Source organism: Sporomusa termitida (genome assembly GCF_007641255.1).
GTDB classification, from domain to species: Bacteria; Bacillota; Negativicutes; order Sporomusales; family Sporomusaceae; genus Sporomusa; species Sporomusa termitida.
Window position 1 is genome coordinate 3,006,566 of sequence record NZ_CP036259.1, and the last position, 22,103, is coordinate 3,028,668.

At 51.6% G+C, this 22,103-nt stretch carries 18 protein-coding genes; 7 read left to right on the forward strand and 11 right to left on the reverse strand.

What is annotated here, in order from left to right:
• Positions 1-10 precede the first annotated feature (10 nt).
• From SPTER_RS14210 to SPTER_RS14220, 4 genes are all read left to right on the forward strand, one after another.
• Positions 11-1,093 (forward strand): GerAB/ArcD/ProY family transporter, encoded by a 1,083-nt coding sequence (locus SPTER_RS14210; protein WP_144350996.1) that lies wholly within the window; start codon positions 11-13, stop codon positions 1,091-1,093.
• Positions 1,078-2,328 carry a Ger(x)C family spore germination protein gene (locus SPTER_RS14215; protein ID WP_170233284.1) on the forward strand — a complete coding sequence of 417 codons (1,251 nt, stop codon included), beginning with the start codon at positions 1,078-1,080 and terminating at the stop codon, positions 2,326-2,328. The genes SPTER_RS14210 and SPTER_RS14215 overlap by 16 nt, the downstream gene beginning before the upstream one ends.
• A complete protein-coding gene (locus SPTER_RS24805) occupies positions 2,325-2,489 on the forward strand; it encodes a hypothetical protein (RefSeq protein ID WP_170233285.1) in 165 nt (54 codons plus the stop codon). Before SPTER_RS14215 ends, SPTER_RS24805 begins: the two co-directional genes overlap by 4 nt.
• A 187-nt stretch (positions 2,490-2,676) precedes the next feature.
• Positions 2,677-4,002 (forward strand): lipase family protein, encoded by a 1,326-nt coding sequence (locus SPTER_RS14220; protein ID WP_144350998.1) that lies wholly within the window; start codon positions 2,677-2,679, stop codon positions 4,000-4,002.
• Positions 4,003-4,067: 65 nt separating this feature from the next.
• Here SPTER_RS14220 and SPTER_RS14225 read toward each other — a convergent pair whose 3' ends face one another.
• The 3 genes from SPTER_RS14225 to SPTER_RS14235 all read right to left on the reverse strand — a co-directional run bounded on the left by SPTER_RS14225 (position 4,068) and on the right by SPTER_RS14235 (position 6,879).
• Complete coding sequence (locus SPTER_RS14225; protein ID WP_144350999.1) at positions 4,068-4,961, reverse strand: hypothetical protein; 894 nt, start codon at positions 4,959-4,961, stop codon at positions 4,068-4,070.
• Positions 4,962-5,030: 69 nt separating this feature from the next.
• A complete protein-coding gene (locus SPTER_RS14230) occupies positions 5,031-6,191 on the reverse strand; it encodes a sensor histidine kinase (RefSeq protein WP_144351000.1) in 1,161 nt (386 codons plus the stop codon).
• Positions 6,184-6,879 carry a response regulator transcription factor gene (locus tag SPTER_RS14235; protein ID WP_144351001.1) on the reverse strand — a complete coding sequence of 232 codons (696 nt, stop codon included), beginning with the start codon at positions 6,877-6,879 and terminating at the stop codon, positions 6,184-6,186. The genes SPTER_RS14230 and SPTER_RS14235 overlap by 8 nt, the downstream gene beginning before the upstream one ends.
• A 371-nt stretch (positions 6,880-7,250) precedes the next feature.
• On the opposite strand from SPTER_RS14235, the gene SPTER_RS14240 reads away from it, so the two are divergent.
• A complete protein-coding gene (locus SPTER_RS14240; protein ID WP_144351002.1) occupies positions 7,251-7,928 on the forward strand; it encodes a DUF881 domain-containing protein in 678 nt (225 codons plus the stop codon).
• Positions 7,929-8,021: 93 nt separating this feature from the next.
• On the opposite strand, the gene SPTER_RS14245 is transcribed toward SPTER_RS14240, so the two are convergent.
• The gene (locus tag SPTER_RS14245) at positions 8,022-9,851 is read right to left on the reverse strand and encodes an ABC transporter ATP-binding protein (RefSeq protein ID WP_144351003.1); all 1,830 of its coding nucleotides are present in this window, start codon (positions 9,849-9,851) and stop codon (positions 8,022-8,024) included.
• On the reverse strand, positions 9,848-11,572 hold the full coding sequence (locus tag SPTER_RS14250) for an ABC transporter ATP-binding protein (RefSeq protein WP_144351004.1): 1,725 nt from the start codon (positions 11,570-11,572) through the stop codon (positions 9,848-9,850). Before SPTER_RS14250 ends, SPTER_RS14245 begins: the two co-directional genes overlap by 4 nt.
• Positions 11,573-11,740: 168 nt before the next feature.
• Between SPTER_RS14250 and SPTER_RS14255 the strand changes: the two genes are divergently transcribed.
• A complete protein-coding gene (locus tag SPTER_RS14255; RefSeq protein WP_246105307.1) occupies positions 11,741-13,570 on the forward strand; it encodes a PEP/pyruvate-binding domain-containing protein in 1,830 nt (609 codons plus the stop codon).
• A gap of 134 nt (positions 13,571-13,704) precedes the next feature.
• Positions 13,705-14,382 (forward strand): PEP-utilizing enzyme, encoded by a 678-nt coding sequence (locus tag SPTER_RS25390; protein WP_246105308.1) that lies wholly within the window; start codon positions 13,705-13,707, stop codon positions 14,380-14,382.
• Positions 14,383-14,565: 183 nt separating this feature from the next.
• On the opposite strand, the gene SPTER_RS14260 is transcribed toward SPTER_RS25390, so the two are convergent.
• From SPTER_RS14260 to SPTER_RS14285, 6 genes are read right to left on the reverse strand one after another with little or no spacing between them, the layout of a single operon-like run.
• Positions 14,566-15,003, reverse strand: coding sequence for a hypothetical protein (locus tag SPTER_RS14260; RefSeq protein WP_144351005.1), 438 nt, complete (start codon positions 15,001-15,003; stop codon positions 14,566-14,568).
• A 45-nt stretch (positions 15,004-15,048) separates the two neighbouring features.
• Positions 15,049-15,603, reverse strand: coding sequence for a C40 family peptidase (locus tag SPTER_RS25685; RefSeq protein ID WP_144351006.1), 555 nt, complete (start codon positions 15,601-15,603; stop codon positions 15,049-15,051).
• A 23-nt stretch (positions 15,604-15,626) separates the two neighbouring features.
• Positions 15,627-16,088 (reverse strand): hypothetical protein, encoded by a 462-nt coding sequence (locus SPTER_RS14270; RefSeq protein WP_144351007.1) that lies wholly within the window; start codon positions 16,086-16,088, stop codon positions 15,627-15,629.
• Between the two features lie 26 nt (positions 16,089-16,114).
• A complete protein-coding gene (locus SPTER_RS14275; protein ID WP_144351008.1) occupies positions 16,115-19,300 on the reverse strand; it encodes an efflux RND transporter permease subunit in 3,186 nt (1,061 codons plus the stop codon).
• An 11-nt stretch (positions 19,301-19,311) separates the two neighbouring features.
• Complete coding sequence (locus SPTER_RS14280; RefSeq protein WP_144351009.1) at positions 19,312-20,583, reverse strand: efflux RND transporter periplasmic adaptor subunit; 1,272 nt, start codon at positions 20,581-20,583, stop codon at positions 19,312-19,314.
• 21 nt (positions 20,584-20,604) lie between these two features.
• Positions 20,605-21,951, reverse strand: a complete 1,347-nt coding sequence (locus SPTER_RS14285; protein ID WP_246105309.1) for a TolC family protein — start codon at positions 21,949-21,951, stop codon at positions 20,605-20,607.
• Between the last annotated feature and the right edge of the window lie 152 nt (positions 21,952-22,103).

The following is a 22,103-nucleotide window of genomic DNA, read 5'->3' on the forward strand; positions in this document are numbered from 1 at the left end:
TGTCGGTCATATGGGGATCAGCGAAGGGCTGGCCCTGGTCTTTCTCAATACCTTCCCCCGGATCTTCCTCACCCGCCCGGCCCAAACGATTGAAGCTAATGCCGGCCTGGCCTGGTTTGCCGTTGCCTTGCCGCTCATTACGTTACTTATTCCGGTGTATATGTTACTGTACGTGTTCCAACGGAATCAGGGCGATATCTATGCGGTAACCCAGCAGCTGTTAGGCAAAGTTGGCGCCCGGGCGGTATCGCTGGTGCTGATCACAATGTTTGTTAGTGACGCCGCCCTGCTGCTCCGCCAGTTTGCTGAAAACACGCTGCTGACGGCGCTGCCGTTTATGGAGTTTAACAATGCGATCTCCTGGTATACAGTCAATGCCGTTATTCTCTGTTACCTGGGGATTGAATGCATCGCCCGCACCGCCTATATTATTCTGCCGTTTGGCGTTGCCAGCCTCGGGTTTGTCATGGCAGCACTCACCCCCTTTTATGATATCAACCTGCTGGGACCGTGGCAGGGGCATGGCTTCGGCACAGCCGTCCGGTCAGGGATAGCTGTTTCCGGGATCAATTTCGGCGTCCTGATCCTCTTTGTGCTGGGTCCGGTCTTGCAAAACCTGCGCACCATCAAACGGGCGGCGATTTTCGGCCTGGGTGGCAGCACCCTGCTAAAAGCACTGTCCATATTCGTGTTTACGCTCACCTTCGGGACCAAAATAGCCCTTGAGAAAACCATCCCTTTTTTTGAAATGGCCCGCCTGGTCTATCTCAACCGCTATATCCAAAGGGTTGAATCGCTCTTTATCATGTTGTGGGTTATTGCCGGCATTATGAGCATTGCTATTGATATCTATATTGCCTGCTACCTGTTAACAAGAGCCCTCAACCTTTCGACCCCGCGTCCGCTTATTGCCTCCCTGGCCCTGCTCGTAACCGGAATCGCCATGATCCCGCCGGATATTGCCAGCGTCATCCGGCTGGATACGATTGTAACCGTGACCCTGCACAATGCCGGTCTCTATGGGATACCTTTGCTATTATTTGCGGCAACGGTATTTAAAGGAAGGAAGAAAAAATCGTGGACATCCGCTTAAAGCTTGCCGCCTGTTTGCTGTTGCTTACCGTATGCACTGCCGGCTGCAACGGGGGCAGAGAGATTGATGATTTTGCCTATGTGGTCAGTGTCGGCATTGACCCCGGGCCTGACAACCAGAGTATTATTACCTATCAGATCGCAACCGGTCAGGGGCAAGGCGGCAAAGAGAACGGCACAGGTGAAGCCAGTACTTTTCTTATCACCATTGTTGCCCCCTCGCTCGCGGAAGCCCGTAACCTGCTGAACTCGGTGGTTGCCCGCACCCCTAATCTGTCTCATACCAAAGCGGTGATCATCGGCGAGGATTTGGCCAGGCAGGGGATTGGTGATATACTGGGGCCGCTGCTGCGGTTCCGGGAATTTCGCGGTTCCATGTTTATCACGGTTACCCGGGGCTCCGCTCAGGAATTCATGCAAAAAAACAAACCCTCCATGGAAAAGCTTCCTTCCCGCTGGCTGGAAAACTCCCTGACGTCCCGGCAGGATACAGGCTATTTTCTAGCTTCCAATCTGCACCAGTTTTACACAAGATTGAAATCTACCAGCGGTGCCCCCTATGCCACCTATATGGGCATTAACCCGCTGGATCTCCAGCCCAAGCCTGTTGACAACAAGGACAAGGGCGAAGAGGCAGTCGCTTATTATCCTGCCGGGCTGGGTCGTGAAGGCGGTGACCCGGCCGAGGTAATCGGCACCGCCGTATTTGTAGCCGATAAAATGGTCGGTGCGCTGAACAATGAGGAAACACGGGTGGTTTCCATCCTCAGCGGGGACTTTGTCCGAGGGTTTATTACCGTGACCGACCCGCTAGCCCCGCAGCATGGCATCAATGTCCATCTGCGGCTTGGCCAAAAGCCGGAAATCAAGCCAGCCTGGCTGGAGGGCAGGCTGGTATTTACCATCAAGCTGCTGCTTGAGGGGGAAATAACCAGTATTCCCAGCGGCATTAATTACGAGAACAGGGAATATGGGCTGCTGCTTGAACAACACATCGCCAATGTTCTGACAAATCAGATGGAGAAAATGCTGGCCCACACCCAGGAGCTGGGTAGCGATGTGGTCGGCTTTGGCTTGCATGCCCGCAATCTTTTCAGCAATTTCAGTGAAGTTGATCAACTCAACTGGTATAAAATTTATCCGACTGTCGGATTTAACCTCAATGTTTCAGTAAAGACCAGACGGACCGGGCTCATGTATAAGTCCTCACCCATCAAGACGGAGGCTGACGAATGACCGATATAGCTTTTTTAATTGTAGCCATACTGGCAGGCATTCACTCCGGCAGCTACGCCCTGTATGAACACAAACAGGGCAACCGGTTTGGCGCCGGCGGTGTTATCCTCTTAGCCCTGGCCAGTACCGGGGTGTTTCTGTACCGGATCTTTACCGGCTAAAAACAATGACAGGCCCCCATTCCCGGGCAGGGAGCGGGGGCCTGCCGTTCAGGAATATATTGACACTGAAATTATTCTTGACAGTTGCTGCCTATCACGTACAATTAAAGTAATTACAACAGCCATACTTTACAATAGGTACAACTCGCCAGCTGACATAGAGACACGGTCAGCCGCCGGAGGGATTATGAGAAAAATTCAGCTGCTTCTTTTAAGTGTTATCTTGTTTTGGAGTTCAGCCATTGGCTACGCCGGTCCCCGGGAGGATTATGAGGAAGCCCATGCCCTCTACATAGCCGCTGCCGCCAGCGTAGCTGCCTATCATGACCGGGTCGGGGAATTGGCCAGCCGTTATCTGGAACAGGAAGGGTGGCATATTGACCATTATGTTCAGCCCGGGTCCCGCAGCGGTGCCCGGTTCCTGCTGGCCAAGAAAGAAAATGAACCGGGCAAAAACCTGTACGTCCTGGCCATTGTGGGGACAGAAACCACCGATGATATGAAGATCAATCTAAAATTCGACAAAGTTTATTTTGCCGGCAGCACGGCTGAAGAATTTGCCCTCAATGCTGCCAACAAAAACCCACCCCGGACTGCCCCCCAGGTCCACAAGGGTTTTAACGAATTTATCCAGTCCGGCCCGTCGGCGGTCCTCCGCAATGCGGAAAACACGCCGCTTATGCTGCCTGATCTGCTGCACATGAATCCTAATGATAAACTCTATCTGACCGGCCACAGTTTAGGCGGGGCCGCAGCCACACTGGCCGGAGCCCGCTTGCTCAACCTGGGGACCAAAGCTAAGCAGCTGCAGGTAATTACCTTCGGTGCTCCGGCGATAGGGAATGACGCTTTTGCTGCTGCCTATACGCCGATCCTGCCGTTAACCCGGGTTGTGATCGACGGCGATCCCGTAACCGGTGTCCTACAGACCTTAGTTGGCGGCTACAAGCAGTTTGGCCGCGAAATCATTTGGCAAAAGCCGGCCACAATTAATGACCCCCACAAAATAACCGGTTACGTTGATGCCGCTTTAAAAAATTACTATGATAAGCGGCAGCTGGCGCGGCAAGCCGGCGTCAGCATTGCTGAACCTGTTGCCAAAAAGGCAGCCAATCCCGGCCGGGTCTATATTGCCCCCATGAAAGACAATCTGCCGGCTGCCTTGGCAGATGATTTTTGGTATATGCGTGAAGCGTTAATGGATGAATACCGCAAAACACTGCCTGATTGCCTGATTACCGCTGAAACCAGCACCGGCAACTGGCGGGAAGAGGCCGTTGCCGCCGGCTGCCAATGGATCATTGTGCCGGAGGTAACCGGGATTCGTTTAAAAGAGCAAAAAGATTCCTATCTGATTACCTTCCATCAAATCGTTCTTGATGCCAACACCGGTGCGGCCGTTGATGCGGCTATATTTTCCACACGGACCTACAACCTAACCCCCCTGGAAGCATTTATCCACACCTTTAGAGGCATTAATGCCCATCAGGCTACCTGGTTAAAGGAACGGTAATGAAGTAAATAAAGGCGGGCGTGCAACAGCACGCCCGCCTTTATTTACCGTTAACACGGAACAGTTTACCTGGAGTCCGGGGTCAGGTGCAGGTTTATATGAAGACCGACGGACCGGGGCTGCCATTCCTGGCCGGTATAGGCCAGCACGATTTCCACAGTGGCGAGCCCATCGGCGTTATAAGCGCCGGTGATACGTTGCAGGCCTTTTAATTCATAAATGCCATCATTATTAACGTCAACTGGTTCCAGCCGGCCAAAGGGAGTAACCATGGCCCGGGTCTGTTGCTTGAGGGTTCCTTTATGATCATAAAGCCCCAAACGCACATAATCGGCTTTACGTTCGCCGACATCCAGCGTTACCGCCGAACCGGCCCCGGCTTCATTATAAAGTTCGATTTTATAACCATCCTTAAATTGACCGGACACAAAAATTTTGCTGTTGTCCTGTTGATTAAAAATAACCGTATCCTTACTAATAAAGGTGACAACCCGGTTATCATACCAGCCTCCGCTGCCGCCGGTGGCGGCGGTAACCAGAACATCAGCCACATGATCCCCGGTAAAGTCGCCCAGGAATAAGCGGGCTTCATAGCCGCCCATTGATGCCAAATCGGTTTCAGTCCGGGTTTTAGCAGCCCCGTTCTCGACAATCAATTTAAAGGAATCGGCATAGCCAGAAGCAGTTGCCGGCTTCTGGCCGATCAGATAGACCCGGTCCGGCATTCCATCCCCGGTAATATCTTCGGCCTGTATATCCAGAACCTTAAACCCGGCCGGCAGCTGCCAATCAATCGCAAAGGCCGCGGCAGCCTCGCGGGTGGAGCCAAGGAGCCCGTCATTCCGGTTGCAACCCGGATTTGGCGTATAGCCAGTCTTATTTTGACCGGCCAAAGCCCCCACCGGCATGACTAATATACTTAATAGCAGCACAGCCGCGAGATAATGCTTGTTATCCATGGGTAAGCCCTCCTGGTCAATAACAATCAAGAATGCGTAATACCATTTAACCTGCAAACGTCAGCTCAGTCAAAAAGTAGCGGCCTTATAATTATCTTTTCTTAGCGTTTGTACAGGCAGCAAAACAGAAAAAACACTCCCCCGGCCGACTGTGCTTTCCGCCTGAACTTTGCCGCCATGAATTTCGGCAAGCTGTTTGACAATAGCCAAACCAAGACCTGTGCCGCCGCTTTTTCTGTCCCGTGATTTATCACCCCGGTAAAAATGGTCAAATAAATGCGGCAAATCAGTACTATCGATCCCCTGGCCGTTATCGGCAACAGTAACCCTTACCCAGTTCTGCTCTTCCAGCCTGATTTGAGCAGTGGCAATCGTTACCTGTCCCCCGGCCGCCGTATAACGAATGGCATTGGTGATCAGATTGTAAAAGATCTGGCAAATCCGGTCGGCATCAGCCATAATTGGCGGCAGCCCCGGCAGCAGATTCCGTTCAATGGTAACACCCTTGTCATCGGCAAGGGGTTTCAGCATATATACGGCTTGCTCCACAGTCTGATTAACACTAAGCTCTGTAACCTCCAGTGATAATTGACGGACTTCGGCCAGGGACAAATCTTTCAGGTCTTTGATCAGTCTTGATAGGCGAATCGCTTCTTCATGGAGGGAAGTCAGCTGTTTCCTGTTAGGCTCAATAATGCCGTCAATCATGCCTTCCAGGTGACCTTGGATAACAGCAAGCGGGGTGCGTAATTCATGAGCGATATTGGCTTGAAACTGTTGCCTTAACTTACTGTTATTATCCAAAGTTTCCGCCATGCTGTTGAAAACTACGGCCAGCCTGCCCACTTCATCGGTCGAGGGCACAGGTACTTTCTGGGCAAAATTCCCCCGTTCGATCTCCAGTGCGGCAGCACTTAATTTACGCAATGGCGTGGTAATGCTGAGGGCTAAGACATAACTCGCCCCCAGCCCGGCGACCAACAGGGCCACGCCGACCCAAATGAGGGACTGGTGGACTGATGTCAAAAAATTCTGTTCTAAATTGCCCATCATAACAGACTGACCCTCACTGCCTGCGCTCATATGACGGTGCATTTCGACCTGCTGAACAGTCACATACTCCTGAAATAAACCGGTCATTTGCATGTTTGCCAAATAGATGAGCGAAAACACAGTCATCGCCACCGCGAGAAACATCAGGCCTGTAATCCGGTAGATAATGCTATTCATGGGGGGTGCCTGCCATACGGTAGCCTACACCGTAAACGGTCTGGATATATACCGGTTCTCTGGGGTTGTCTTCAATTTTCCGCCGTAAATTTTTAATATGCGCATCAATCGTTCGCTCATACCCTTCAAAGGAATAGCCCTGAGCCTGTTCCACAATCTGCAGCCGGCTAAAAACCCGGCCCGGATTGGCGGCCAACAGCTCCAGCATCTTAAACTCGGTCGGCGTAAGCTCAACAGTCTGCCCGCCTTTTGTTACCTGATACTGTTTCAGGTCGATAACTACATCCCCCAGCCGGACCGATTCAGTCTTGACTGTCGTTCGCTTGGTCCGGCGCAGAATGGCTTTGACACGGGCCACTACTTCTTTAGGACTAAAGGGTTTGGTCACATAATCATCGGCACCAATTTCCAACCCCACTAATCGGTCGCTTTCTTCCGCCCTGGCGGTCAGCATTAAGATGGGAACCTCATTATCGCGCCGCAGAGCCCGGCAGATATCCCAGCCGTCCATCCCCGGCAGCATTAAATCAAGCACCAGAATATCCGGCTCTTTCTCGCGGGCGGTTTTCAGGGCCGTTAACCCGTCATTGGCGGTAAACACCACAAACCCGTCTTTTTCAAAATACAATTGCAGCAATTCAACCAGTTTTGTATCATCATCAACAATTAAGACTGACCGTTGTGACATTCTTCAACCCTCCAGTGGTTATTATTACTTACACATCCGTACCTTGTATATACCTATAAATCTATTTATATTATAACATAGACCCCATCACCCGCGTGCAGCACATATTGCCAAGCCCTGCAGCCGGCAGCAGCAACCGGTAGCCCTTTTTATGATAAATGTCTGCTCACTCTTAGACTACACCATTGAAATTTATTAATTGTGTGCTGGGCAAAAAAAAACCGGCTTTAGTGTCAATTAGCGGCCGTATCAAACTTATGTGATTTACTGCGCCTTGTTTTTCTGATAATATATGCCTATACACATATTGTGTTAACAATGACTATACTCTCTGACATTCAGAATACCAGTATACTAGTTGAGGTGATTTTATGTTGCCCAAAAAAGGCCAGGTATCCATTAGTCTGGTATGTGTTGTGTTAGGTATCATACTAGCCGTACAGTTTAAAAACAATCAGGACTTCCGGTATTCCCTCCAGAATCAAAGAGTCGAAGATTTAACCCTCCGCTTAAGCTCGTCGGAAAAAGAAATTGCCATCCTCCACTCGCAAATCAGGGAATTGCAGTCTGCCGATGCGGCCCATAAAGAGGCACAGCGCATTGCCATGGGCGCAGGCACCCTCCCCCTGACAGGTCCGGGTATCATTGTCACGCTAGAGGAAGACCGCCGGCAACCGATAAATACCAAAAGCTCTGAGCTGTATTTAATCAGAGCCGAGGACATGCTTAAAATTCTGAACGAGCTGCGGGCCGGCGGGGCTGAGGCCATAGCCATCAATAATCAGCGTCTCATTACCGGTTCCGGCATCATTCAGAACGGACAATCAATGTCTGTCAACGGCACCGACTTTGCTGCTCCTTTTGAAATAAGGGCCATTGGCGATCCGGCAACACTGGAGAATTCGTTAAAAATGAGAGGCGGGGTTATCGAAACCTTATCCTTCTGGGGAATTAAAATTACTGTTTCCCAGCAACCGGATATTCAGCTTCCGGCCTACACCGGCGTGTTTCATTTCCAGTACGCCAAACCGGTTGAGCAAACTGATTAATTTCTTTCCCGCGTCAGCCGATCGCTGCGAAACCGCGCGCTCGTGGCGTGATCCAAATTGGCCGCTTTAAATCGCCTCTACGCTTTTCCCTGATCAGCTTCCGGCCTCCTCAGCCGCGAACTGACTGTTGTAAAGGCTATGGTAAAACCCTCTTTGCGCCATCAACTCGGTGTGGCTTCCCTTTTCCACAATATCCCCGTCATTCAGTGCCAGGATGATATCGGCGTTACGAATCGTAGACAGCCGGTGGGCAATGACAAAGCTGGTCCTTCCCCGCATCATCCTCTGCATAGCGGTTTGAATGAGAACCTCAGTGCGGGTGTCTACCGAACTTGTAGCTTCATCCAGGATGAGTATTGGCGGGGCGGCGATAATGGCGCGGGCAATGGTGATCAGTTGCTTCTGACCTTGCGAAATATTGCCGGCATCCTCACTAATCCGCATATCGTAGTTGTTGGGCAATGTTTTGATAAATTGATGGACATGAGCGGTTTTGGCGGCATCAACAACCTGCTGCCGGGTGGCTCCCTGCCGTCCATAGGCGATATTTTCTTCAATTGTTCCGTTAAACAGCCAAGTATCTTGCAGCACCATGCCAAAAATCCCCCGCACATCATCCCGTTTCATATCCCTGATATCAATACCGTCAATGTTAATACTGCCTTCATCCACATCATAAAAACGCATCAGCAAATTAATCAACGTTGTTTTGCCCGATCCGGTAGGACCGACGATGGCCACCGTTTGACCGCTTTTGACCTCCAGATTAAAATCATGGATGACAGGCTGACCGGGCAGGTAAGAAAATCTTACCTGTTGAAAGGAAACATTGCCTTGGACGTTTTCCAGCTTTACCGGCTTGGCATGCTCGGCGCTTTCCTCCTCTTCATCAAGAATTTCAAAAATTCTTTCCGCCGCCGCCAGCGCGGCCTGCAAAGTTCCCGCCGCATTGGAAATGATACTGATCGGCTGGTTAAACTGTCTGACATATTGCAGGAAAGCCTGAATTTGTCCAACTTCAATTTGTCCGCGAATAGCAAAAAAACAACCCATAACAGCAACGCCTACATAGCCGAGATTGCCTAAAAATGCGGCCAAAGGCGATAGTATTCCTGATAAAAATTCGGCCCGCCACGAATTATTCAGGATTTTTTTATTTAAGTCGCTAAAGCTGGCCTTGGCTTCATCTTCGTAATTAAAGCTGCTCACAATGCTGTAGCCGGTATACATTTCTTCCACATGCCCGTTCATCGCCCCAATAAACTCCTGCTGATTAATAAAGTATTTCCGGGATGCTTTAATGATCATTGACGAGCTAAAAAGAGCCAGCGGTATAACAGCAAAAGCGATTAGCGACATCCAGACATTGATAAGCACTATCATCAAAGATATCCCCGCCAGAGTGACCAGGGAAGAAATAATCTGGGTAAAACTATGCTGCAAGGTAGAACTGACAGTTTCCACATCATTGGTAACCCGGCTCAATAGCTCGCCATGCGTTTTGCCGTCTAAAAACCGCAGCGGCAGGCGGTTGAGCTTTGTATTGAGGTCTTGTCTGATCAAATAAATAATCCGGGCTGTGACCTCGGCCATGAGGAAATTCTGCCCCAAGGAAAACAACTGGGAAATCAGATAGACAACGGTTAATAGCAGCAGCGTCCTTACCATCTTATCCCAGTGAAAAAGCCCTGTAGTCACCCCCTGGTAAAGCAGCGTCGTCACCTGGCCTAAAATTTCCGGCGCCAAAACAGTAAACAGTGTGCTTAACACCGTCATTAAAACAGCAGTAAGTAATTTTCCTTTTAATTGTTTAAAATAGAGCAACAGACGTCTGCCTGTATTGCCGAAGTTTCGCGGCTTCTTAGTATCTCCGTCGCTGATTGCCGGGCCATTTGAATAAAGACTGGGCTTGTTGTTGCTCACCTTAACTCCTCCTGCTGAAACTGCGACCTGACAATTTCCTGATAAATGCCGCAGCGTTCCATCAATTCTTCATGGCTGCCGGCATCGGCTACCTGACCCTCGTTGAGAACGACAATGCGGTCAGCATGAATAATCGTGCTGATGCGCTGGGCAATAACAATCAGCGTCGCGTCTTTTGTTTCAGCCTTTAACGCCTGGCGTACCGCTCTATCGGTCGTATAATCCAGTGCGGAAAAACTATCGTCCAATAAATAGACAGCCGGCTTTTTTACCACCGCCCGGGCAATGGCCAGACGCTGTTTCTGACCGCCCGACATATTGGCTCCACCCTGCGCAATGAGGGTATCAAGCCCGGCCTCTTTCGCCTGGATAAACTCGGTTGCCTGGGCAATACCGGCAGCCTTAAGCAGTTCCTCCCTGCTGGCACTTCTTTTGCCGAAGCGGAGATTTCCCGCAACGGTATTGGAAAACAACACTGCCTTTTGCGGAACATAACCGATTTTCTCACGCAGATTATGCAACGTATAATCCCTGACATCTACGCCATCTATCAGTATCTGACCGGCCGTAGCATCATAAAAACGCAGCAGCAGTTTGGCAATGGTGGATTTTCCGCTGCCGGTGCTGCCGATAATGGCCGTCATTTGATTAGGCTGAGCAGTAAACGATACATTATTTAACACCGCCGCCTCCGCCTGCGGAAAACTAAAACACACCTGTTTAAATTCTACAATTCCTGTATGAATTCTGGCTTCAGGCCGGCAGCCGTCAACAACGCTGGACCGGGTTTCCAATACGGCGACAATCCGGGTGAGCGAGGTAATCAGCCGTGGATACATCATAAATAGCATAGATGTCATCATCACCGACAAGAGAATCTGGTTGATATACTGCACATAAGCGACCAGACTGCCGACATCCATTGTTGCATTCATGATAAGTCTGCTGCCAAAGAACATGACCGTAACGGTGGTTATACTCATAAGCACCGTTACCGCCGGCATTAAAACGCCTATCCGCCGCTGAGTATGTATGGACAATCGGGTGTATTCGGAGTTGACTCCCTCGAACCGCTCCATTTCATGGCCGGCCTGCTTAAAGGCTCGAATGACGCGTATCCCGGTAAGATTCTCGCGTAATACCAGGTTGAGCAAATCAAACTGAGCTTGCATACTTCTGTAGTAGCCGATCATACTGGCCAGAATCCAGGCAATAACAAAGGACATGACCGGCAAAGTAACAATAAGAACAAGCGACAGCTTGCCACTGGTAAAAACAGCCATGATGATGCCGCTAACCATCATTAACGGAGTAAGTATACCCATCTTCAACAAATACAGTAAAAAAGTTTGAATCCGGGTAATGTCATTGGTGGTACGAGTGATCAGCGAAGAAACCCCGAATAAGTCGATTTCATTGGACGAAAACTCCTGCACTTTAAAAAAAATCCGCTGCCGTAAGTCAGAACTAATCCTGGTGGAGATACGGGCTGAAATTAAACCGGAGGCCAAAGAGCAAATCATGGCGGCTATGGCGGCCAGCAGCATGTATATTCCTGTTGTTTCAATAAAATCGGCATCAGCCTTTTGAATGCCCTGATTAATCAAGCCCGCTACCAGGGTTGGCAGCAGAATTTCACAGGCTGACTGAATAATCAAAAACAGCAAAAGTGCAAAGACCGCCAGTTTATACGGTTTTAAACAGTCCCAAAGTAATCGCACTGAATCAATCTCCCCCCATATTTGCTGGGCCGGCGCGTAAACGCACTGCGTTAGCCCAGCTTAGTTTTCAACTTCATATCCGAGATTATGCAATTATGCGAATACATTTGTTATGACAGAAGAATACTAAAAAGCATTGATATGTTCTCAGATACCGGGAGGAAAAGCATGCCAACTTATACACTTTTGTTTACTGAAATCAGTAAACAGGATTTACCAATGGTAGGCGGCAAAGGGGCAAACTTGGGAGAAATTTCTAAAATAGACAAAGTGAACGTACCGCCGGGGTTTTGTGTCACCACAGAAGCATATCAATCTTTTGTCACGACAAGCCCGGCGTTAGCCGGTTTTTTAGACCAACTCTACGATTTAGAGGTTGAAAACTCCGACACGGTCCAATTGTTGGGGCAGCGCATCCGTCAGCATATGGAAAGCCTGCCGGTGCCAGACGATATCCGGCGGCAAATAAATCAAGCCTGGCAGGAAACAGGCGGAGATTATGCTTATGCCGTTCGCTCCAGTGCGACAGCAGAAGACCTGCCCGGCGCATCATTTGCCGGGCAGCAGGATACTTACCTGAACATTCAAGGGATTGACGCCATTGTCGATCATGTCCAGAAATGCTGGGCCTCTTTGTTCAGCGACCGCGCCATCGTGTATCGCGCCCGCAACGGCTTTGATCATAAAAAAGTTTTGCTGGCCGTGGTTGTACAGCAGATGATTGCCCCGGAAGTATCGGGGATTATGTTTACTGCCGACCCGGTAAACGGCAATCGCAGGGTTATCTCCATTGACGCCGGCTTTGGCTTGGGCGAAACATTGGTGAGCGGCACGGTTACCGCCGACCTCTACAAGGTGAAAGAAAATAACATTCTGAAAAAACAGCTTGGTGATAAAAAAATCGCTGTATATGCCGTACCGGAGGGTGGTACCAGGGAAAGATCACTGCCTGTCGAAATGTCCAAGTGCCAGGCGCTCACCGACGAACAAACGCTCGTATTGGCGGCAATCGGCAAAAACATTGAACGCCATTTGTCTTCCCCCCAGGACATTGAATGGTGTTTTGCTGACGGCATTTTCTATATTGTGCAAAGCAGGCCGATTACTACGCTCTACCCATTGCCTGAACTTGCCGATAACCGGTTTCGTGTATTCGCCTCCCTTGGGCATCAGCAAATGATGACCGATCCCATGAAGCCGCTTGGACTTTCACTGTTTCATTTTTCGGAACCCTATGCTCAGATCCTGGTTCCCGTCGGAGGACGTTTATTTTGTGACATTACCTCTACCTGCTCCCCTGGGCAGAAACAGTCAATCGTCATGGGAACAATGGATGTTTTGATGGGCAGCGCCATCGACGAGGTCAAAAACCGCCGTGATCTTGTCGCCTTGCTGCAACCGGAAGCAAAACAAACGTTTAGCTTTGCCGGACTAAAAAAGCTGGCTGGGCCAGTGTTTAAAATCTTAGAAAATCTGACGGCCAAAGATCCAAGCCAGGCCTATAATTTTTATGGTTTGTCTGAGGAAAAAATTGCTGAAGCGCAACAAACGTTAGAACAGCTTGCCGGCGGCGACAAAATCAGGTTTATTGACCGGGATAAAATGGAAATGTTCAAATGGGTCCTGCAGGGCAATATGATGGGACCGTTTATCGCCAGTATCCTGGCCTTTGAATTAATTGACCGCTTTTGTAAACGCTGGCTGGGAGACAGCAAAGAGGTCGAGCATTTAGGCAAATCACCGCCCAGGAATGATACCAGTGAAATGGGCCTGGCGCTTGGCGATCTCGCCGATATTATACGTCAGTATCCCGCCGTTATCGCTTATCTGCCTCAGGCCGGCGACAACACGCTGTTGGCAGGACTGGAAACGGTCGAAGGCGGCCGCATTGTTAAACCGGTTTTTGAGGAATTTCTCCAGCACTATGGCATGCGGTGTACCGGAGAAATTGATATTACACGGCCCCGCAACCCAGCCAGCTTATCCCGGCAATCCTAAGCCATATTCAAAGCGTACAGCCAGGTGAACATCGCCGTAAGTTTGCCGAAGGCGAAAAACGGGCAGAAGAAGCGGCCAAAATGCTGTCAGCCCGCTTAAAAAAAATAAAGGGCGGCGCCGTAAGAGCAAAAATCATGGACAAGCTCGTTAAAACCTATCGGGGACTGGCCGGCTTTAGAGAATACCCCAAATATTTCATTGTCGCCCACTTTAACTTATATAAACAAGCCATTATGAAAGAAGCGGAAAAGCTTGTTTGTCAGGGAGTGCTTAACCAGGCCGAAGATGTGTATTATCTGTCCCTTACTGAACTGGAGCAAGTTATCCGGGCAGCTCATGCCGATCAGCAATTGATTGCTGACCGTAAGGAAAAATACCGGGAATATGAAAAACTAACGCCGCCCAGGGTGATGACCAGTGAAGGTGAAATCATCAATGGCAGCTATGGCGAACAGGCTGCACCGCCGGGAGCGCTGCCCGGAATCCCGGTATCGGCCGGAATCGTGGAGGGACGCGCCCGGGTCATTCTAAAACCGGAGCAAGCAAAGCTGGACAAAGGGGATATCCTGGTGGCCGCCTTTACAGATCCTGGCTGGACTCCGTTTTTTGTATCGGCAAGCGGCGTAGTTACCGAAGTGGGCGGACTAATGACCCATGGTGCGATTGTAGCCCGCGAATATGGTATTCCAGCCGTTGTGGGCGTCCAGCAGGCTACCAGTCTCATTCGGGAGGGGCAGCGAATTCGCGTGAACGGGACCAAAGGCTATATTGAACTACTGGATGATTTGCCGCCTGCCAGCCCGGTACATTAAAATCAGCCTTTAGGGTAAAGATTTTCTTATCCCTTAGGTACTAGCAGCGAATTTTTAATTCTGATGGGACAATAAAAGACGGCTGCCGGTTGCCGTCTTTTGGTTTCCTATCAGACTCTCTTAGTGCGATAGCCCCTTTTGTTTGTATGACCAGCTTTATAAAACAGATCGGGCCGGCCCGGTCTATCCGTGATGCCAACTATGACCGGCAGGAAAACTGTCGCCGTCCTGCTCAGCCGGTTGCGGCGCGCCGTGATCGCTGTCCATATCCACAGAATTTACCAAGTCGGCCATGATTTGATGAAAGGCCATATCCTGCTGAAGCATTTGCTTCATGACCCCCTGCAGCTCGGGCGTTTTCATCATATCCTTCATTACCTGCTGCATGGCGGGGTCTTTCATCATGTCCAGGCACTGCTTTTGCATCGCCGGTGTCTTCATCATTTCAGCCATGGCCTGGGGGTTCATTTTTCCCGGCATCACCCCGGGCTGATTGGCCTGCGTTCCCCAGGCCTGCGTCGATTTTTCAGGCGCCCCGGCGATTGCCGGGCTGACTCCTACAGCCAGCACCGCCGCAGTTAACAGGCCGCCAACAGCCCAAACGCTAAACTTTTTGTTCACCCTAAACCCTCCCAGATAATTATTGTTGCTATTCATAGGTTCTTATTATAATACCCGCTTGGCCCCATAATAGCGGTTGACAAAATAAGTGTCGCTCATATCACCAAATGCTACAATGCCCTGGCCAAAAGAGGTATGGATAAATTTGCCGCCGCCGGTATAAATGCCCACATGGGAGGCACCCTGTTCATAAGTGCTGAAATACACCAGGTCACCTGGCTGCAGGTCTGCCGGCGCAACCGTCCGCCCGACCATAAACTGCAAGTCGGCGGTCCGCGACAAGTTGACACCGGCCTGCCTGTAGACATACTGCACCAGGCCGGAGCAGTCAAATCCCTGGGCCGGTGAAGCCCCGCCCCACACCACCTGCCGGCCGAGCAGATTCCGGGCAGACGCTACAACAAGGGCCGTCCGGCTGGCTATAGCCGGGCTGAAAACAGGGATCTGCCGCTCTGCGGCGACAGGCATAACGGCACCGGCCAAAATCGCCTCAAGCGACTGCAGAAACTGGTTATAGCCGGGAGCCGGAGCGGCTGCCGCCACAGCCGTGCCGCCAAACAGGACTCCGGCCAGGATTATGGGCAGTATCCATTTACGCATGCTCCGTCCTCCTGCCGGGTCAATTAATGACTCATAGTCTGCAGGTGAGCTGTCGTTTGCTTCATCAGGTCCTGCATAGCTTTTGCCTGGTCCTCGATAACTGCCGGGTCCACCTTGCCGGCATTAACCTTATCCTTAATGTCAACGGCCGCTGTGCGCAATTTATCTTTTAATCCGGCATCCATCATATGCGGCATAACCTTATCGGTAATACTCACAAGCTGCCCGGCGCTGTTTTGCGCCGCCATGATCTGTCCGGCCTGCACCTGCTTGACAACGTCCTGCAGGTTTTTTTCCATGTCTTTCATCATGGGCATCGGATCTTCCTTCGGCATCGAGGCACTATGACTCTGGTGGCCGGCCGCCTGCTCCTGGGCGGCCGGAGGCGGCGCCGCCGCTTTCTGACCGGCGCCACCGCAGCCTGTTACCAGAACAACGGCCGCCGTGATGGCTAACAGGCCCAGAACTATTTTACTTTTTTTCATATTTTGCAGTCTCCTTGCTTAATAAATTATTTGGCGACAGGCTCCCTGCCGGCAGCAGCCGTCTGCTTGCGCTCCCGCCACTGGTTCCAGACCAGGTAGATGCACGGCAGCACGATCAGGGTCAGCACCGTGGAAGTGACCAGACCGCCCACGACAACGGTGGCCATTGGCCGCTGTACCTCGGCCCCGGTACCGGTGGCAAACAGCAAGGGGAACAGCCCCAGGCTGGCGACAAGCGCGGTAATCATAACTGGCCGCAGCCGGGTTAAGGCGCCTTCAATAATGGCTTCCTCCAGCGTCCGGTGGTCGCGCAGGTGTTTAATATACGTTACCATAATGACCCCGTTTTGCACAGCAATACCAAACAGGGCAATGAAGCCGACAGCCGCAGCGACCGTGAGGTAGGTGCCGGTGAGATACATGGCCACAATGCCCCCCACCAGGGAGAAGGGGATGTTCAGCAGAATAAGAAAGGCATCGCTGGCAGACTTGAAGGTCAAATACAATAAGAAGAAAGTCAGGATAATGACTGCCGGCACGACCAGTGACAACCGGTCTTTCGCCCGCTGCTGGTGCTCATACTGGCCGGTCCATTGCAGGGAATAACCGGCAGGCAGGTCGACTTTTTCTTTAATCACCTGATTGGCTTCATTAACAAAGCCGACAATATCCCGGTCCCGGGCATTCATTTGAATAATCATCCGGTACACGCCATTATCGCTGCTGATCATGGACGGTCCGTCCACAACCTGGAACCGGGCCACCTCGCCCAGCGGTACATAAGCCCCGCTGACCGGCGCGGCTGGGGCGGCAGGTACGCTATCGCCCATGCCGTCCATCCCGTCGCCGCCGGTTTTGGCCATAGCCCCGCTGCCGGTTACGGGAATAAGGATATTTTGCATGGCTTCGATTGTCTCCCGGTTTTCCCGGTTATAACGGACGAGAACATTAAAGCGTTTGCGGCCTTCAATCGTGGTCGTGGCGGTTTTGCCGCCGACTGCCAGTTCGACGGCGTCTTCGACGTCGGCAATGTTCAGGCCATACCGCGCCGCCTGTTCCCGGTTGACCTCAATCTCCAGATAGGAAGCGCCAAAGACCCGCTCGGCTAAAAGATCGCTGACCCCCGGCACCGTTGCCAGGGCTTGCTCAATAGCAAAGGCTTTTTGCTGCAATACCTGCAGATCTTCCCCATAGAGTTTGATCCCCAATTCGGTGCGGACGCCGGTTGTCAGCATGGCCAGCCGGCCGGCAATCGGCTGGGTAAAAGCTAAGTTGAGTCCGGGAATATTGGCCAGTTTAACCATCATTTCCTGCTCAATGGCCTCTTTGGTCATCCCGGCCCGCCACTGCGCTTGGGGTTTGAGGGTAACAATCGTCTCAATCATGCTGATGGGTGCCGGGTCCATGGCCGACTCGGCCCGGCCAACCTTGCCCACAGACATCTCAATCTCCGGAATTTCCTCAATAACCTTATCCATCGTTTTGGCCGCTGCCACCGCCTCGGTGAGGGACACACTGGGCAGCATAGTCGGCATAACCAGGAATGTCCCTTCATCCAAAGCCGGCATAAAGCTGGTGCCAATGAGCGGCAGGAGTGAAAAGCCGGCCAGCATGACAATAACGGCAATGGCAATCGTGGCCTTGCTGTGCCGCAGCACTGACTTGACCGCAGGCCGATACCATTGATGCAGCCTGGCGACAATCCAGGTATCTTTTTCCTGGATTTTTCCTCTGAGCAACAGGGTGCAGAGTACCGGCACCAGCGTGAAAGCCAGCAGCAGTGACCCGCTCATAGCGAAGGATTTGGCCCAGGCCATCGGCGTATACAGCTTGCCCTCGGTGCCGGTCATGGTAAATACGGGCAGGAAGGTGACGATGATAATCATAATGGAAAAGAAAATCGGGGCTGCCACTTCTTTGGCCGCTTCCAGGGTCACCTCGACAATATCACGGCGGCCCCGGTCTTCAGCCAAATGGCGGTAGATATTCTCCACCATAACAATAGCCGCGTCGGTCATAACACCGATGCCGATGGCGATACCGCCAAGGGACATCAAATTAGCCGACAGGTGGATCTGCTGCATGGCAATCAGCGCGATAAGAATCCCCAGGGGAATGGCGCTGGTCACAATCAGGCTGGACCGCAGGTTGCCCAAAAAAGCGACGACAATAATTGACACAAGGATGAATTCTTCCACCAGGGCCCGGGTCAGGGTATTGACCGCTTTTTTTACCAGGTCGGTTTGATCATAAAAAGGCACAATCCGCATGCCTGCAGGCAAGGTTGGCTCGATTTCAGCAATCTTGGCTTTTACCTGATCAATCACATTCAGCGTATTTTCGCCCATCCGCTGAATGACAATCCCCCCGGCCGCCTCATAACCGGATTTAGTCAGCACACCCCGGCGGAAATCGGGCCCGGTGGTTACCTGGGCTACATCTTTAATATAAACAGGCACATTGTTATTCTGGGTAAGGACAATATTCTTAATATCGTCAGGCGACTGGATTAAGCCCAGCCCGCGGACGATAAACTCCTGACCGTTTTGCTCGACCACCTTCGCCCCGATATTGGCATTGTTGGCGCCAAGGGCGGCAAATACCTGGTTGAAGCTGACCCGGTAGCTTTGCAAAAGCTGGGGGTCCAGATTAATCTGGTATTGCATTACATAACCGCCAATGCTGGCAACTTCGGCTACCCCCGGCACGGCGCTCAACTGCTGCTTAATGGTAAAGTCTTCGACAGTTCGTAAATCAGCCAGATTGTGGCGGTCACTTTCCACGGTATACATAAAGACCTGGCCCATCGGGGTGCTGACAGGTCCTAAAGCCGGCTGCACACCCCGTGGCAATTGGGGAATAGCCTGCTGGACTTTTTCATTCACCACCTGGCGGGCAAAGTAAGGATCTACCCCGTCTTCAAAAATAACAGTGATGAGTGACATCCCAAACGAAGAGGCAGAGCGTACTTCCTTCACGTCCGGCAGCCCCCGCAGGGCCGTTTCCAGCGGATAAGTGACCTGATCCTGAATTTCCTGCGGCCCCCGCCCCATCCAGTCAGCCGCGACAAGTACCTGATTCTCACTGAGGTCAGGAAACGCGTCAATGGGGGTATCGCGGACCACAAAGATTCCCCAGACCAGGACCAGGGCCGATAAAGCCAGGATAATCACACGATTGTGTATGGAAAACTCGATGATTCTGTTTAACATGCCGTGCCCCCTTAATGACCGCTATGGCCGCTGTGTTCGCCGCCGGCAGCGGGCGCAGCCGGCACGCTCGGGGCAGGTGCCGGCGCTGCCGGCGGTGCGGTTCCCGCGGCCGTGCCGCCGCCATGGCCGGCGTGGCTGCCAAAGCTGCCTAACTTGGTCTGAGAATCAATCAGGAAGGCAGCCGCGGTAACTACAGGTTCACCAGGCTGCAATCCGGACAGGATTTGCACATAGCCGTCTGTTTGTTGCCCGGCAACCACCTCGCGTTTGACAAAGGTATCCTCACTTTGGGCCACAAAAACAATTTTCCGGCTGCCGGTATCAAGGAGAGCCGATTCCGGTATGACCAGGCCCGCCGCTAATGGGGTCTGCACCCTGGCGTTAACGAACATATTAGGTTTTAGTTTGCCGCCGGGATTAGCCATCTCGACCCGGACTTTGACGGTCCGGGTGGCATCATCAAGTATCGGATTAATAAAAGTTATCCGGCCGGCAAACTCCTGACCCGGATAGGCGCCGCTGGTTACCACAACCGCCTGGCCGGGAGTAATGCCGGCAATATCTTTCTCATAAATATCGGCATACAGCCAAACAGTAGATAAGTCCGACAGACTGTATAATTTATCCCCGGGCATAATGAAGGCCCCGGGCAGCAGCTGTTTTTCCAGCACCGTACCACCAAACTGGGCATAAACAGTCATCTGCTCCTGCGCTTTCCGGGTGTGCTCCAGATGAACGATCTCACTGTCAGGCACATTGAGGAGCTGTAGTTTGCGCCGGGCCGCCTCCAGCAGGCGGTTGTTGAGCTGGACTACATCCTTGCCGGCATTTTTCAGCTTTTGCACAGTCTCCAGGGCTAACAAATATTCTTCCTGGGCGGCGATGTAGGTGGGACTGTAGACGACGGCGATGGCCTGGCCGGGGGCAATAGTCTCGCCCTCGGCCGTTACGTACAGTTCATCCACCCGCCCTTCAACCCGGGAAGTGATATAGGTCCGGCCGTTTTCATTCATGGCAATCTTGCCGGTAGTCTTAATTTCTTTGGTCAATGCTTTAACAACCGCTTGCGCGGTTTGTACCCCGGCCAGCTGCCTGGCCCTGGCGTCAAGGGTTACGGTATCACCCATCGCCATAACCGGCCCGGACATTTGATGTCCGGTATGGTCTGCCGCCACTGGTTTATTGTGTTGCAGGGAATAATAGTAGCCGGCACCGCCAATGACCAGGACACCGGCGGCCATGCCGATGATAAGCTTTTTTTGGGCCTGTAGTTTTTCGATCATGCTGTCCTCTCCTTCTCCGGCTTATTCAAGCGAGCCATCCACACTGGTAAACAAGGGCTTGCCTACCGCTTTTTCCAGATTAGCCGCCGCTTTTTCATAATCCACCTTGGCCTTGTACAAACCAAGCTTGGCATTGCGCAGGGTATTAACCCCTTCCAGGACAGTCATGAAGTCAACCTTGCCGTTGGTATACCCGACTACCGCCGCCTGGTAAGTCTGCTCAGCCTGGGGAATGATTGTGTTTTTATACAATTCAATCTGCCGCCAGGCTGCCTGCGCTTCCGTAAGAGCCATCTGGACATCAAGCTCGGCCATGTTTTTCATATTCTGGAGGGCCGCCTGCGAAGCCTCGAAGCCGGCCTGGGCCGCTTTGATTTCGGCTTTGTTTTTGCCTTGCCAGATAGGCAGCATCGCCATAACCTCAATCTTCCAGGTTGGTTTTCTCTCCTCCAGCATGAGTGTGGTATTCATCGGATTCATATGATCCACCTGTTCTTCCACCATCGGTTCTTTGTTTTTTTTGTAGCCCAGCCGGACCTCAAAATCAGGCAGCCGCTGCTTCTTGGCCAGTTCAATGCCGTTTTGGGCCATTTCCACCTGATACTCCATGCCGGTTACGGCCGGCTTGCTTTCAGCGGCTTTAACCAGGTAGGCCAGATCAAAGTTAGGCGGCGGTGCCGTAAACTCTTCCTTCACCGCCAGACCCGTATTGGTGCTGCGGCCCATCAGGTTGTTAAGCTTGGCTTTGGCCACCGCCTCCATTGACGCCATATCTAACAGATCGATTGTCATCTGCGAAAACTCGGTCTGGGCTTTCAGGGTATCCTGCAGAGGCACCATACCGGTAGCGTAATTGATTTGGGCCAATTGTACCAGCTGGCCCATAAGCTGCTGGCTTTCCTTGCCGATGCTCAGCGCCTGCCGGAAATACAGATAATCGTAATAAGCCTGTTTGGCCTGGGTATATACCTCAAGCTGTTTGTCATTCCAGCCGGCTCTGGCCATATTGGCCTCACTGCCGGCCATCTTCCCCATCGCTTTCAGCTTAGACGGATTCATAAACTCCTGGCTGAGGCCAAACTCGGTCATCATCCCCTGGCCGGGATTCAAGCTGGAGGTAGGAATGTCGTCCTTCATAATCCCGAATTTGAGATTGGGCTGGGCCGTAACAGCGGGAATCCGGCTGGCTTTCTCCTCCCATTGCTTTTGCGTCTCGACAACGGCCGGATTATTGCGGACAGCATAATTCACAATCTCCTGCAACGTCAGGGGCTGCTCGGCCGCAAGCACCGGCTGCAAATTAGCGGTGACCATAATCGCAAAGACGATAAGTGCGCTTAAAATACCAGGTTTGGCCATGCTGCTCATTGTTCAACCTCCCTTAAGATTATATATTTATCAACTCTCGATGTAAGAGCCTATGTAGAGGTGCCTGTCTGTACTATAGCGTAAAGTTTTGAAGAACTAATGAAGAAACTATGAAAATGTTATGAATTTCCGTAAAATCCAGTGAAATCTTG